We start from the raw sequence: 14,311 nt of genomic DNA on the forward strand, positions 1-14,311 counted from the left end.
AGGGGGCGTCCATCCCATTACCACAGCAAGGATCAGAATGCGCTGCGGAAGATCTCCTCGATCTGACGCTGATCAGCCCGTCGTGGGTTGGTCAGCCCACAGGCATCCTTCAATGCATTGGCCGCCAGCAGCGGGATATCCTGCAACTTGGCCCCCAGCTCACGCAGGCCCGCTGGGATTTCGACGTCCAGGGCCAATGTACGAATCGCGGCAATGGCAGCCTGGGCGCCCTCTTCCGCACAGCCCCCCTTGATGTCCGCGCCCAGTGCACGGCCGACATCGCTCAGGCGCTTGGCGCTGACGCTGGCATTGAAGCTTTGCACATGGGGCAGCAACACCGCGTTGCACACGCCGTGGGGCAGGTCGTACAGGCCGCCCAGTTGGTGAGCCATGGCATGCACGAACCCCAGGGAAGCATTGTTGAAGGCCATGCCGGCGAGGAACTGGGCATACGCCATGTTTTCCCGCGCGGCTTTGTCAGTACCGTCGCGTACGGCCAGGCGCAGGTTGGCGCTGATCAGCTCGATGGCCTTGATCGCGCAGGCGTCGGTGATCGGCGTGGCGGCCGTGGATACGTAGGCTTCGATGGCGTGGGTCAACGCATCCATGCCGGTGGCGGCGGTAAGCCCCTTGGGCATGCCGACCATCAGCGAGGGGTCGTTGACCGACAGCAGCGGCGTGACGTTGCGGTCGACGATGGCCATTTTCACGTGGCGGGTTTCGTCGGTGATGATGCAGAACCGGGTCATCTCGCTGGCGGTGCCGGCGGTGGTGTTGATGGCCACCAGTGGCAGTTGCGGCTTGCTGGATTGGTCGACCCCTTCATAGTCGCCGATATGCCCGCCGTTGGTGGCGCACAGGGCGATACCCTTGGCGCAGTCATGGGGCGAACCGCCGCCCAGGGACACGACAAAATCGCAGGCACTTTGCTGCAACAGCGCCAGGCCTTTCTCGACGTTTTCCACATTGGGGTTGGGCTTGGCGCCATCGTAGATGACCGAGTCGATGTCCTGCATCGCCAGTTTCTCGGCGATCATGCTGGCCACGCCGGCCTTGGCCAAGCCGGCGTCGGTGACGATCAGGGCCTTGCGAAAACCGTAGTTGCGGATGGCAACCATCGCTTCGTCGAGGCAATCAGTGCCCATGATGTTGACGGCGGGAATGAAGAAGGTACTGCTCATGGCGAATCCTCAGAGGCGTTATGCCGACAGAATCCACTGAGAGCGCATGGTGCACCTTGACCAGGATCAACCCTCGCTCATGATAAAGTCTGCGTCCAGCCGATTTCGAGTAGACCCACCGCGATGAAGGATTTCCAGGATATTGACGCCCACCTTGAAGACTGGAGCGCGCTGCGCAGCACCATCGACTTCAGTGGGATTCTGATCGGCAACGGCGCCAGCCGGGCGATTTGGGAGGACTTTGCCTACGACTCGCTGTTCGAAAACGCCCGCACCGTCGAAGAAAAACCCCTGAGCCAATCCGAGCTGAGTGTGTTCGACGCCCTGCAAACCCGCAGCTTCGAACAGGCCCTGGGCGCCTTGAAAACCACCAGCCGGGTCAACAAGGCCCTGGCCGTCAGCTCGGCGGCGCCGCGCAATCGCTATTACGCAATCAAGGAAGCGCTGATCAACACCATCCACGCCGTGCACATCCCATGGCGCCTGGTGCAGCCGTCGACGCTGGCGACGATCAACGCCGAGCTGGCCACCTACCCCACGGTCTTCACCAGCAACTACGACCTGCTCAACTACTGGGCGATCCTGCACACGCCGGGCATCGACGACCTGTTCCGCAGCGCCGACGCCAGCTTCGACCTGCGCAATACCCGCACCGATGCACCACGCATTCTCTACCTGCACGGCGGCCTGCACCTGGTGCGCAACCTCGACGGCACCGCGCGCAAATTGCCGAGCACCGACAGCACCCTGCTCAGCAGTTTCGCGATCAACAACACGATCAAGACCCTGGACGATGTGCCGTTGTTCGTCAGCGAAGGCAAGGTGCAGGAGAAGCTCAAGACCATCCGCAGTTCGGATTACCTGTCGTTCTGCTATGAGCAGTTGCTCACCCATGCCGGCGCGCTGTGCATCTTCGGCCACGACCTGGGGCCGCAGGATAAACACCTGGTGGATGCGATTCGCCAGGCCAGCCCGACCACCCTGGCGATCTCGGTGTCGGGACGCAGCGACGGGTTCATTCGCCAGCAGAAGCGGCGGTATTCGCAGTTGTTTGACGGCAGCGGCGTGGAGCTGAAGTTTTTTGCGGCGCGCACGCATCCGTTGGGTCATCCAGCACTGTCGGTACCGGTGGAACGCTGAGCAACCTATGGGACGGAGCTGGCCCCCCGCCCACATTGATCGCCTTTCAAGCCGTCAGCGCGGTCACTCTTCAGCGCTGTGCACCACCACCAACAACTGTGCCTGCACATCCCCCACCGAGCGAAGCCGATGGGGCTTCTGTGCATTGAAATGCAGGGCATCGCCCCGCTCCAGGATCACCCGTTCATTCATGAAGTCCACTTCCACCTGGCCTTCATGCACGAACAGGAATTCCTCCCCCACGTGTTCCTTGAAGGTCTTGTCGGTGAACTCCGCCGGCGGGTAAATGATGAAAGGCAACAGGCTGCGTTCACTGACCTGATGGGCCAGCACCGCATAACCCGGCGCGGTGTCGGGCCGCTCATGGCTGCGCACCAGGCTGTAACTGTCGAGACTGACGCTGTCTTCGCTGAACAGTTCTTCCACTTTCACGTTCAACGCCTTGGCCAGTTTCAACGCAGCGGCAATCGACGGTGTGTTGAGCCCGCGCTCGACTTTCGACAGATAACTCTTGGTCATCCCGGATTTTTCGGCCAGGGTTTCCAACGTCACGCCGAGTTTTTTTCTCAATAATTTCAAACGGATAGACATGCGCTGCGGTTAATCCATGCAGAAAGCGAAGAGCTGTGCTTGCCAATGACACAAAGTGTCATATAGCATCTTTAGTGTCATTTGCCTCACCCAACGACCTTGCGAGCAGCGGGGGACCAGCAAATCCGACGTCCATTGAACCACCCAAAGGACACCGATATGGCCAAGACATTAGCGCTCCCCAAAGACCAACTGGTCAAGCAAGCGCTGATCCAGATGCAAAACACCCTGGCGGATAATACGTGGACCGACCGGCAAAAGCTGGCGCTCACATGTCGCATCCTCTTCGAATACGGCCACGACTCCGGCCTGGCCGGGCAGATCACCGCGCGCGGGCCCACGCCTGGCACCTATTACACCCAGCAACTGGGCCTGGGCTTTGACGAAATTACCGCGAGCAACCTGCTGCTGGTCAACGAAGACCTCGAGGTGCTGGAAGGCCACGGCATCCCCAACCCGGCCAACCGTTTTCACACCTGGGTCTACCGTGGAAGGCCGGATGTGAACTGCATCATTCACACCCACCCGACGCACATCGCCGCCCTGTCGATGCTGGAAGTGCCGCTGCAGGTATCCCATATGGACCTGTGCCCGCTGTACGAGGACTGCGCGTTCCTGGAAGCCTGGCCAGGGGTGCCGGTGGGCAATGAAGAAGGGGAAATCATCACCACGGCACTGGGTGACAAGCGCGCGATTTTGCTTTCGCACCACGGCCAGTTGTCGACCGGGGCAAATATCGAGGAAGCCTGCGTGATCGCGCAGTTGATCGAGCGTGCGGCCAAGTTGCAATTGCTGGCGATGGCCGCCGGCACCCTCAAGCCGATCCTGCCGGCATTGGGACGCGAGGCCCATGACTGGATCTCAAAGCCCAAGCGTCATGGCGCTGCGTTCAATTACTACGCCCGGCAGAACCTGCGCAAGCACGCCGACTGCCTGAATTGATTGCCCTTTTTCGACCGGAGACCTCCCATGTCCAGCCCAACCATTCACGGCATCATCGGCTACACCATCACCCCATTCAGCACCGACGGCCAACGCATTGACCTCGACGCCCTGGGCCGCTCCATCGACCGCTTGATCGCCAGCGGCGTGCATGCCATCGCGCCTTTGGGCAGCACCGGTGAAGGCGCTTATCTGAGCGAGGCCGAGTGGGACGAAGTCAGCGCCTACAGCCTGCAAAAAGTCGCCAGGCGCGTGCCCACGATTGTCAGCGTGTCCGACCTGACCACCGCCAAGGCCGTACGCCGCGCGCGTTACGCCGAGGCCCATGGCGCCGATGTGGTGATGGTGCTGCCGGCCTCGTACTGGAAACTCAGCGAGGCGGAAATCCTCGCCCACTACGCCACGATTGGCGACAGCATCGGTTTGCCGATCATGCTCTACAACAACCCGGCTACCAGCGGCACGGACATGTCGGTGGACTTGATCCTGCGCATTATCAAACAGGTCGCCAACGTCACCATGGTCAAGGAGAGCACCGGGGATATTCAGCGCATGCACCAGTTGCACCAGCGCAGCGACGTGCCGTTCTACAACGGCTGCAACCCGTTGGCACTGGAAGCCTTCGCGGCCGGGGCCAAGGGTTGGTGCACGGCGGCGCCAAACCTGATCCCGCAACTGAACCTGGATTTGTATGCGGCAGTGTTGGCCAATGACCTGGGCAAGGCGCGCGAACTGTTTTATCGGCAGTTGCCGTTGCTGGAGTTCATCCTCAAGGGCGGGTTGCCGGCGACGATCAAGGCAGGGTTGCGCTTGACCGGATTGGAGGTGGGTGATCCCCGCTTGCCGGTATTCCCGTTGGGCGAGGCCGGAATCGAACAGCTGAAAACATTGCTGCGCTGACGCCGCGATCCAATGTGGGAGGGGCTTGACCCAGTGCCAGTCAATTAAGAGATAGAACGAGCAAACCGTAACCTGTGGCGAGCGGGCTTGCCCCGCGTTGGGCTGCGAAGCGGCCCCAAAACCTGGCGATTCAATATGCCTGGATAAACTCGGGGGCCTTATTGGGGCTGCTTCGCAGCCCAACGCGGGGCAAGCCCTAATGCCGTTCAGTTAAGGTTTTTTTGTAGGAGCGAGCTTGCTCGCGAAGAACTCACAGACGCCGCGTTCATTCAGGAAACACGCGTTATCGTTGACGTTTTTCGCGAGCAAGCTCGCTCCTACAGAAGGCGATGTCCGCTTAACTGAACGGCATTAGGGCAAGCCCGCTCGCCACGACAAGCGCGCTCACCACAACAAGCTCGCTCGTCACAGTTACAGTGTTCCTCCTTAACTGACTGACAAGCCCCCTCCCACATTTTAAATAGAGACAGATGATAATGATTCTCGATAGAATTCACGACTTTTCCACGTCGTGCTTCGTCAAGAAGGATATCCATGTCCCGTCCCAAGCCCGACCCGTTGTCGGCCGATGCCTTTCGCGGGTTTTATGCAGACATTCTGTATTTCCTGCGCAAACGCACGGACAACGCCAGCGACGCGGCCGACATGACCCAGGATGTCTTTACTCAGTGGCTGGACTACCGCGACCGCGCCAAGGTCGAGCAGCCACGGGCGTTTCTGTTCCAGATGGCGCGCAACCTGCTGCGCGATCATTGGCGCAAACAGAAGGTACGACAAACCGTCCACGCCGATCAGGCCGAAAAGGATGCCGAGCCGGTCATTGACGAGCAGAACGACCCCATGGTCGCCGCACAACGCCTGCAACGCCTGGAACAGTTGAAAGAAGTCCTCGCCGAGCTCTCGCCGCGCAGGCGAGAAGCCCTTATGCTGCACCGCTTCGAAGGCCTGAGCCAGGTACAGATCGCCGAGCGCATGGGCATTTCGACCAGCATGGTGGAAAAGCACATCGCCTTTGCCCTGCTGCATTGCAAGCGACGCCTTCAACCCGACCTCGGCACGGAGCAGCCCGAATGAACCGCCTGAGCGACATCGACGCCCTGGACATCGAAGCGAGCGACGCCATCGATGCCCAAGCCGCCAGTTGGTTTGCACGCAACCGTAGCGATGCGGGGCGCGCCGACCGCAAGGCTTTTGCCGCCTGGCAAGCCGTGCCGGCCCACGCCCGCGCCTATGCCGAATTCGAGCAGCTGTGGGCGGACCTCGCCCAGTTGCAGCAACGGAGCAAACCCGTGGCGCTGCCCCCGCGCAAACCAGCCTTCTGGCGCCCGGCCCTCGCCGCCGCCGCCGCCGTGCTCTGTGCCGTACTGGCCACGCATCTGGGTGCACCGCGCGAGTTGTATCACAGCCAGGTCGCGGCCCACGCCAAGGGCGTGCGTACCCTGGACCTGCCCGATGGCAGCACCTTGTATGTGAATGCCAACACCCGCCTGCGCGTCGACTTCACCGCCTACCAACGCATCATCCATTTGGACAAGGGCCAGTTGTATATCGAGGTCGCTGCTGACAAGGAACGGCCGTTGTTCGTACAAGCCGGCGAAGCGAATGTGCGGGTGGTGGGCACGGCTTTTGATGTGCGCCGCAGCCCGCAGCAACTGGTGGTCGGCGTCGCCCATGGCCAGGTCGCCTTCGAGCCGGACGCCAAAAACGCCGTCACCTTGCTCGGCGCCCAGCAACGCGCCATCTACCACTACGCCAAGGGCACCGTGCAGCAACAACCCCTCACGTCCGAAGACGTGGCCGACTGGCGCAGTGGACACCTGTCGTTCCGCAACCGCGAGCTGGCCAGCCTGATCGATGAACTGAGCCTTTACCGCCCGCAGGCACCGTTGCAGGTGAGCAATGCAGTGGCACACCTGAAGGTCTCGGGCAATCTCGATGTGAATGATCCAGACGCCTTACTCAATGCCCTGCCCGCCCTGCTGCCGGTAAAAGTCATGGCTTCAGCCGATGGCGTGATAAGCATTGAGCCGAGCAAATAATACAAAAACCGTACTTGAGAATATTTTGCATTTGCACGTGTGGTTTTTTTAGCCTGCCCCGTCTTCCTCCCGACTGTGTTTGATACGCACACCTTTTTGGCTATTTGGCCACCCGGGGGATTTCATGTTTCGCGCGCCTTGCCACGCTTCGCACCTGTTGCTTCAACCGACCCTGCTTGCCACCTGCCTGGCGTTCAGCCTCACGGCCCAGGCCGAGTCGTTCACGCTGCACCTGCCGGCCCAGTCGCTGGCCACGTCACTGAGCGAGGTGGCGCAGCAGACGAAGATCCAGCTGCTGTTCGATGAAACACTGCTCAAGAACGTGCAGGCACAGGCCCTCAATGGTGACTTCACCCCGGAAGTGGCGATCCGCACCCTGCTGGCCCCTGGTGAGTTCACCCTGATCAAGGTCGGCACTACCTACGTCGTACGCCCCGATGCGGGCAAGACTACCCAGAGCGGCGCGATCCAGCTGGACACCTTGAGCGTGATCGGCACGGGCAATGAAGTCGACTCCAGCACCGTGAACCGTTCCACCCTGAGCCAGGCCGACATCGACCGCTACCAAGCCAATAACATCCCCAGCCTGCTGCAGACCCTGCCTGGGGTCAGCCAGGGTGGCTCGCTGAAACCCGGTGGCCAGACCATCAACATCCGTGGTTTCGGCGATGCCGAGGATGTACCGATGACCGTCGACGGTGCCACCAAGAGCGGCTTCGAGCGCTACCAGCAAGGCACGGTATTTATCGAACCCGAGCTGATCAAAAGCATCGAGGTCGAGAAAGGCCCCAATTCGCCGTTTACCGGCAACGGCGGTTTTGGCGGCACGGTCAACATGACCACCAAGGACGCCCCGGACTTGCTCAAGGACGGTCGCAACAGCGGTGCGATGCTCAAGTACGGTTACTCCAGCAACGACCATGAACAGGTCTATAGCAGCGCCGTGTATGGCCGCACCGACGATGGCCGGTTCGATGCGCTGGCTTACCTGACCCAACGCGACGGTGGTGACATGAAGGTGGCCGCCAAGCTGCCCAATGAGAACAACCAGTACCCGATCAACCCCCAACGCCTGCCTAACACCGCCCAGGACGTGGACGGCAAGCTGTTCAAGGTCAATGCACACTTCACCGATGAACACAGTCTCGGCCTGTCGTACTCGCGTTCCCACAGCAATCGCTGGACACCCTTTTCCGCCGCGAGCTACCCGACACCGCCGACCCAGGCCAACATCAACCGCTACGGCTACGAAGGCGCGTTGAAGCGCTTTCTGGCACACCGCGACACCGTCGACACCACCTGGTCGGGCAAGTATGAATACCAACCCTTGGACAACCCGCTGGTGGACTTGACCGTCAAGTACTCTCAGTCCAACACCGAGCAGACTGACGAGCGCGACGCCACGGCGTTTTTCCAGTTGGCCACGGGTGGGCGCAAGATGGACACGTCCTACACCGACAAGAACCTCGACATCCGTAACGTCAGCCTGTTTGACACCGGGCCGTTGCAGCATGCGGTGACTATCGGTGGGCAGTTGCGCAAGCACATCCGCGAAACCGAGATGTGGATGCCAGGCACCACCTACAACACGCCACGCTACAACTATGGGCACTTTCAACCGGGCTTCATGCCCCACGGCAAGGTGGATACCAACAGTTTCTTCATCCAGGACGCCGTGACCCTGGGCGATGTGACGATCACCCCGTCGCTGCGCTACGACCATGTACGCAATCGCGGCGAGGCCAACGATGCACCGTACTACAGCAACCCCGACCCCGCCGTCGGCCATGACTACAGCGATCGCACCTACACCGGCTGGTCGCCGCGCCTGGCGTTGTTCTGGACGGTGACCCCGAACGTCGGCCTGTTCGCCAACTGGAGCCAGACCTGGCGGGCGCCAGTGATCGACGAGCAATACGAAGTGCAGGGCCTGGGCAACCGCACAGCCACCAGCGTCGACCTCGACCCGGAGCGCATCACCTCGATCACCCTGGGTAACATCACCCGCTTCGACAACCTGATCGCCCAGGATGACAACCTGCAACTGCGCACCACTCTGTTCCACAACAAAGTCGAAGACGAAATCTTCAAGGCCACGGGCGTGGGCTGCCAGAACCAGGCCATCAACGGCGGCACAATTGCCAACGCTTGCCCACCGGGGGCGATGTCCAACTACCGCAATATCGACGCGCTGACCATCAAGGGCTTCGAGTTCGAAACGCTCTATAACTCCACCTACCTGTTCGGCTCGGCATCGTTCGCCTATGCCACCGGCCAACACGAGGGTGCCTATACCAACCCTTGGGGCCCGGATGTGGCGGCCCGCGATATTCCGCCGACCAAGTGGGTGCTGGTGGTGGGGACCCACATCCCGGCCTGGGATGCCCAGGTGGGGTGGACGGGGCAGTTCATCGGCGCAACCACTCGCCTGCCCAGCGACAAATACTCCGGCGGCCCCGGCAGCAGTGTCGGCGACTTGTTCTACGACCAGTATGGCAATAAGCGCTACAACACCCAGGGCCTGTTCGCGAAATGGGCACCGCAACAGGCTTACCTGAAAGGCACCGAGGTGAACTTCACCGTGGACAACCTGTTCAACAACAACTTCCGTCCGGCGCTGAGCGGTGATCGTGCCTACACCAAAGGGCGCGATGCCAAGATCAGCGTCACACGTTTCTTCTGAAGACTGGCACTGCAACTGTGGAGAGCGGGCTTCTTGTGGAGAGCGGGCCTGTTGTGGCGAGCGGGCTTGTTGTGGCGAGCGGGCTTGCCCCGCGTTGGGCTGCGGAGCAGCCCCATTACAGGCGATGTGTTTTTAACTGACACACCGCGGTGCCTGGTTTTGGGGCCGCTTCGCAGCCCAACGCGGGGCAAGCCCGCTCGCCACAGGTGACCTGTTTGCCCGCTCTATCTCTTAACTGACTGGCATTAGGGCTTGCCCGCGATACAGGCGACGCGGTTTATCAGTGAGTCTGCGGTGCGCCCACACAACAGCAACTGTACGGATAAATCCGCACCCAGCTGTAGGCCCGCAATCGCCGGGGGTTGTGGCTAGATGGGCTTCCCTTGAAGCCCTCTAGATTTCGGTTCTCCCCATGAGCTCGCGCGAAAACACCGGCATGGCCCTCGGCCTGCTGGGCGTCATCATCTTCAGCCTGACCCTGCCCTTCACCCGCATCGTGGTGCAGGAAATCCACCCGTTGCTCAACGGCCTGGGCCGTGCGTTGTTCGCGGCGATTCCGGCGGCGGCGCTGTTGCTGTGGCGCCGCGAGCGTTGGCCAACCTGGCGCCAGGTGCGCGGTTTGTGCCTGGTGATCGCAGGCGTGATCCTCGGTTTCCCGGTGCTGTCAGCCTGGGCCATGCAAACGTTACCGGCCTCCCATGGCGCGCTGGTCAACGGCCTGCAACCACTGTGCGTGGCCTTGTATGCAGCGTGGCTGTCCCATGAGCGGCCGTCGAAAGCCTTCTGGGCCTGCGCCGCACTGGGCAGCGCGTTGGTATTGAGCTATGCGCTGATTACCGGTGCCGGCAGCATTCAAGCCGGCGATCTGTTGATGCTCGGCGCCATTGCGGTGGGCGGCCTGGGTTATGCCGAAGGCGGTCGGCTGGCCAAGGAGATGGGCGGGTGGCAGGTCATCTGCTGGGCGCTGGTACTGTCGACCCCGGTGCTGATCGGCCCGGTGTGGTACCTGGCGGCGCAGCACCAGGGCGCGATTTCGATGCGCACCTGGTGGGCGTTCGGCTATGTGTCGCTATTCTCGCAGTTCCTGGGATTCTTTGCCTGGTACGCCGGGTTGGCCATGGGCGGCATTGCGCGGGTCAGCCAGATTCAGCTGCTGCAGATCTTCTTCACCATTGCATTTTCGGCGTTGTTCTTTGGGGAACATATCGAACCGATTACCTGGCTGTTCGCCTGTGGGGTGATCGTGACGGTGATGCTGGGGCGCAAGACGGCGGTGCAGGCTGCGCCAGCCCCCTGTAGGAGCGAGCTTGCTCGCGAAGGTCGCTAACGATAACGCGGGAAACCTGAAAGCCTGCGGTGCTCTCAGGCTTTTCGCGAGCAAGCTCGCTCCTACAGGGGGCGGCGGTCAGATCAGGTAGCCATCCGCGCGCAGCAGGGTTTCCAGGCAATGCTCAGTGATGTGGTAGAACGCCTTTAGCTCTTGGATTTTTTCCAGTAACTGCGCATTGTCCAGCGGTTCGGCGCGCTTGACCGCCAGGATCATCTTGTTCTTGTTGGTGTGTTCCAGGGAGATGAACTCGAACACCTTGGTCTCATAACCACAGGCTTCAAGGAACAAGGCGCGCAGGCTGTCGGTGACCATTTCCGCCTGCTGGCCCAGGTGCAACCCGTATTGCAGCATAGGCTTCAACAGCACCGGGCTCTGGATCTGCAGGCGAATCTGTTTGTGGCAGCACGGCGAGCACATGATGATCGACGCACCGGAACGAATACCGGTGTGGATGGCGTAATCCGTGGCGATGTCGCAGGCGTGCAGGGCGATCATGACGTCCAGCTCGCTCGGTGCCACGCTGCGCACGTCACCGCACTTGAACACCAGCCCTGGGTGGTCCAGGCGCGCAGCAGCGGTGTTGCACAAGGTCACCATGTCTTCGCGCAATTCAACGCCAGTGACCTCAGCCTCGACATTGAGCGTGTTGCGCAAGTAGTCATGGATGGCGAACGTCAGGTAGCCCTTGCCCGAACCGAAGTCAGCGACGCGCACCGGCCCGTCCAGCCGCAGCGGTGACGAGGTCAGCGCATGGCTGAACACTTCGATGAACTTGTTGATCTGCTTCCACTTGCGCGACATCGACGGGATCAGCGCGTGCTTGGCGTCGGTCACGCCCAGGTCGAAGAGGAACGGTCGGCTCAACTCGAGGAAACGATGCTTCTCGCGGTTATGCTCGGCCGAGGGCGCTTCGCGCAATTGCTGGGGTTTGCTTTTGAACAGCGAGCTTTTGTTCTTTTTGCTGTATTCGAGCTGGGCTTCGTCGGTCAGTGCCAGCAAGTGAGCGTTCTTGAACGAAGCCGGCAACAGCTCGGCAATCGCCGCCACGCCGTCGGCCACCGGGAAGTTCTTGGTGATGTCGCGGGTCTTGTAGCGGTATACGAAGGACAGGCACGGCTGTTCCTTGACCGTCACCGGCTTGATGATCAGCCGTTGCAGCTCGGCGTCCTCACCCACGTACTTGGCCAGCACCAGCTTGATAAAAGCGTCGTGCTGAAGGCTTGCGCTCAGCAGTTCGATGAACTGGGCATGATGATCCGGCGCAGGGCGGGCAGGTTGAGCGGTAACGGACATGAACAAAAACGCCTCGGGCAGGGAATGCCGGGCATTTTAGGGGGGATGGGGGTTTAGGGCACGGGGTTATTTGATCAACGGTACTGCGCCTGACCACTTGGGACCCAATGTGGGAGGGGCAAGCCCTCCCCCACATTTGATCTCCAGTGTTGGATGTTCTACTCGAGCACGACCAGGCGGTTGGGCAGTTCATTACGTGTCTGAGTCACCGGCACATGCACCTTGAGCAACTCGCCACACGCCTCGATACAAGCAATAAACCCAGCCAGCGTCTGCCCCTGTTTGACCTGCTGGGTAAACGCCTTGACGATCCCCTCCCAATGGCTGTCATCCAAACGGCTGGAGATGCCATCGTCCACCAGGATTTCCACATAACGCTCGGCCTCGCTGACAAAAATCAGCACCCCGGTGCTGCCCAGCGTGTGGTGCAGGTTCTGCTCCAGGAACTGCCGGCGCGCCAGGTTCGACGCGCGCCAATGGCGCACCGAACGCGGGATCAGGCGCGTGGTGACCTTGGGCAGGCGAAACACCAGGCACAGCACGATGAACGTCGCCCATTGCGCCAGCAGCAAGGTGTACATGGTCAGGTAGCCCGACAGGTAATGCACCACACCCGGCACCACCAACGCGATCAGGCTGGCCCACAGCAATGGGATATAGGCGTAATCGTCGGCACGGGCAGCCAGCACGGTCACCAGTTCGGCGTCGGTGGTTTTTTCGACCCGGGCGATCGCTTCGGCGACCTGGCGCTGCTCGTGTTCAGTCAGTAATGCCATGGTTGTAGATGCTCTTTTCTAGTTATTGTCATTACCAGCCGCCCGACGCGCCGCCGCCGCCGAAGCCACCACCGCCGCCTCGGAAACCGCCGCCGCCACCACCACCGCCCCCACCGCCGCGTCCACTGCTGCTGAGGATCGCGAGCAGGATCGCCCCCACCGGCAGGCCCAGGCGATTGCACAACCACAACACGCCGATCAGCAGGACAAACAAGCCGATGGAAAACCCGGGATTATCCTTGGCAAAGTTGGCATCCGCCACATGGGCCGGCACTGCCAGTGGCTGACCGCCCACCACCTGGATCATGGCGGCTACGCCGTCGCTGATACCCTGGCTGAAATTGCCGGCCTTGAACTTGGGTGCAATCACCTGGTTGATGATCACCCAGGACTGGGCATCGGTCAGCGTACCTTCCAGGCCGTAACCGACTTCGATGCGTAACTTGCGCTCATCGCGGGCAACGATCAACAACGCGCCGTTGTCCTTGCCCTTCTGGCCAATACCCCACTGGCGGCCCAATTGGTAACCGTAGTCCTCAATGGGCACGCCTTGCAGGTCGGGCACCGTGACCACCACGATCTGGTCGCCGGTGGTTTGCTCCAGCGCCTGCAACTGCTCGGTCAATTGCTGGCGCGTCGCCGGGTCGAGCATCTGGGCGTTATCCACCACCCGCCCGGTCAGTGCCGGGAAGGTCAACGCCGCCTGGGCCGAAGTGACGCATGCCAGCAACCACAGCGCCAGGCCTATCCGTAATAAACGCATCGACACCTCAATGCAGCCTTATTTGAACTTCACTTGCGGCGCTTTATCGGCATCGGCACTGGTGGCTTCAAACGTGGCGCGGATCGGCAGGTCGCTGTACATCACGCTGTGCCACAGGCGGCCAGGGAAGGTGCGGATCTCGGTGTTGTAGGCCTGCACCGCCTGGATAAAGTCGCGACGCGCCACGGCGATACGGTTTTCCGTGCCTTCCAACTGGGATTGCAGGGCCAGGAAGTTCTGGTTGGCCTTCAGGTCTGGGTAGCGCTCGGACACCACCATCAAGCGGCTGAGTGCACTGCTCAAACCGTCCTGGGCTTGCTGGAATTGCTTGAGTTTTTCCGGGTTATCCAGGGTACTGGCATCCACCTGGATCGAGGTGGCCTTGGCCCGCGCCTCAATCACCGCAGTGAGGGTGTCCTGCTCATGGGTGGCATAGCCCTTGACCACTTCCACCAGGTTGGGGATCAAGTCGGCACGCCGTTGATACTGGTTCTGCACCTGGCCCCAGGCCGCCTTGGCCTGCTCATCCAGGGTCGGAATGGTATTGATACCGCAACCGCTCAGCACGCTGCTGATCAATAACAACGCCGCGGCTTTCAAGCCCCAGCGGTAACCTTGTGCTGCTTGCATGGTGTTTCTCCTGGCCAATCTTGATGGAATTTGACGACTAACC

13 protein-coding genes are annotated in these 14,311 nt (G+C 61.1%); 7 read left to right on the plus strand and 6 right to left on the minus strand.

Features of this window, described 5'->3' with window-relative positions; all coding sequences use genetic code 11:
• Window positions 1–32 precede the first annotated feature (32 nt).
• Window positions 33–1,181 (minus strand): L-threonine dehydrogenase, encoded by a 1,149-nt coding sequence (gene yiaY / locus QU606_RS09040; protein ID WP_024073946.1) that lies wholly within the window; start codon window positions 1,179–1,181, stop codon window positions 33–35.
• Between the two features lie 123 nt (window positions 1,182–1,304).
• On the opposite strand from yiaY, the gene QU606_RS09045 reads away from it, so the two are divergent.
• Window positions 1,305–2,321 (plus strand): DUF4917 family protein, encoded by a 1,017-nt coding sequence (locus QU606_RS09045; protein WP_304998319.1) that lies wholly within the window; start codon window positions 1,305–1,307, stop codon window positions 2,319–2,321.
• A 63-nt stretch (window positions 2,322–2,384) separates the two neighbouring features.
• Here QU606_RS09045 and QU606_RS09050 read toward each other — a convergent pair whose 3' ends face one another.
• On the minus strand, window positions 2,385–2,912 hold the full coding sequence (locus QU606_RS09050; RefSeq protein ID WP_150055166.1) for a helix-turn-helix domain-containing protein: 528 nt from the start codon (window positions 2,910–2,912) through the stop codon (window positions 2,385–2,387).
• 159 nt (window positions 2,913–3,071) lie between these two features.
• Between QU606_RS09050 and QU606_RS09055 the strand changes: the two genes are divergently transcribed.
• The 6 genes from QU606_RS09055 to QU606_RS09080 all read left to right on the plus strand — a co-directional run bounded on the left by QU606_RS09055 (window position 3,072) and on the right by QU606_RS09080 (window position 10,803).
• The gene (locus QU606_RS09055; RefSeq protein WP_069075433.1) at window positions 3,072–3,854 is read left to right on the plus strand and encodes an aldolase; all 783 of its coding nucleotides are present in this window, start codon (window positions 3,072–3,074) and stop codon (window positions 3,852–3,854) included.
• 27 nt (window positions 3,855–3,881) lie between these two features.
• The gene (locus QU606_RS09060) at window positions 3,882–4,754 is read left to right on the plus strand and encodes a dihydrodipicolinate synthase family protein (protein WP_150055164.1); all 873 of its coding nucleotides are present in this window, start codon (window positions 3,882–3,884) and stop codon (window positions 4,752–4,754) included.
• A gap of 534 nt (window positions 4,755–5,288) precedes the next feature.
• The gene (locus tag QU606_RS09065) at window positions 5,289–5,828 is read left to right on the plus strand and encodes an RNA polymerase sigma factor (RefSeq protein WP_024073941.1); all 540 of its coding nucleotides are present in this window, start codon (window positions 5,289–5,291) and stop codon (window positions 5,826–5,828) included.
• Window positions 5,825–6,793, plus strand: a complete 969-nt coding sequence (locus QU606_RS09070) for a FecR domain-containing protein (RefSeq protein ID WP_304998320.1) — start codon at window positions 5,825–5,827, stop codon at window positions 6,791–6,793. Before QU606_RS09065 ends, QU606_RS09070 begins: the two co-directional genes overlap by 4 nt.
• 124 nt (window positions 6,794–6,917) lie before the next feature.
• Entirely contained in the window at window positions 6,918–9,476 is a 2,559-nt protein-coding gene (locus QU606_RS09075; protein ID WP_304998321.1) for a TonB-dependent receptor, read from the plus strand.
• Between the two features lie 412 nt (window positions 9,477–9,888).
• Window positions 9,889–10,803 (plus strand): DMT family transporter, encoded by a 915-nt coding sequence (locus tag QU606_RS09080; protein ID WP_304998322.1) that lies wholly within the window; start codon window positions 9,889–9,891, stop codon window positions 10,801–10,803.
• Window positions 10,804–10,881: 78 nt separating this feature from the next.
• Here QU606_RS09080 and QU606_RS09090 read toward each other — a convergent pair whose 3' ends face one another.
• From QU606_RS09090 to QU606_RS09105, 4 genes are all read right to left on the minus strand, one after another.
• The gene (locus QU606_RS09090; RefSeq protein WP_304998323.1) at window positions 10,882–12,099 is read right to left on the minus strand and encodes an SAM-dependent methyltransferase; all 1,218 of its coding nucleotides are present in this window, start codon (window positions 12,097–12,099) and stop codon (window positions 10,882–10,884) included.
• A gap of 158 nt (window positions 12,100–12,257) precedes the next feature.
• Window positions 12,258–12,875, minus strand: a complete 618-nt coding sequence (locus QU606_RS09095) for a TPM domain-containing protein (protein ID WP_024073936.1) — start codon at window positions 12,873–12,875, stop codon at window positions 12,258–12,260.
• A 31-nt stretch (window positions 12,876–12,906) separates the two neighbouring features.
• Window positions 12,907–13,638: a YgcG family protein gene (locus tag QU606_RS09100; RefSeq protein ID WP_102690597.1), complete on the minus strand. Its 732-nt coding sequence runs from the start codon at window positions 13,636–13,638 to the stop codon at window positions 12,907–12,909.
• Between the two features lie 18 nt (window positions 13,639–13,656).
• Window positions 13,657–14,268, minus strand: a complete 612-nt coding sequence (locus QU606_RS09105) for a LemA family protein (protein ID WP_041160861.1) — start codon at window positions 14,266–14,268, stop codon at window positions 13,657–13,659.
• Between the last annotated feature and the right edge of the window lie 43 nt (window positions 14,269–14,311).

It is taken from the genome of Pseudomonas sp. OVF7, from assembly GCF_030644265.1.
Taxonomy (GTDB): Bacteria; Pseudomonadota; Gammaproteobacteria; order Pseudomonadales; family Pseudomonadaceae; genus Aquipseudomonas; species Aquipseudomonas gorinensis.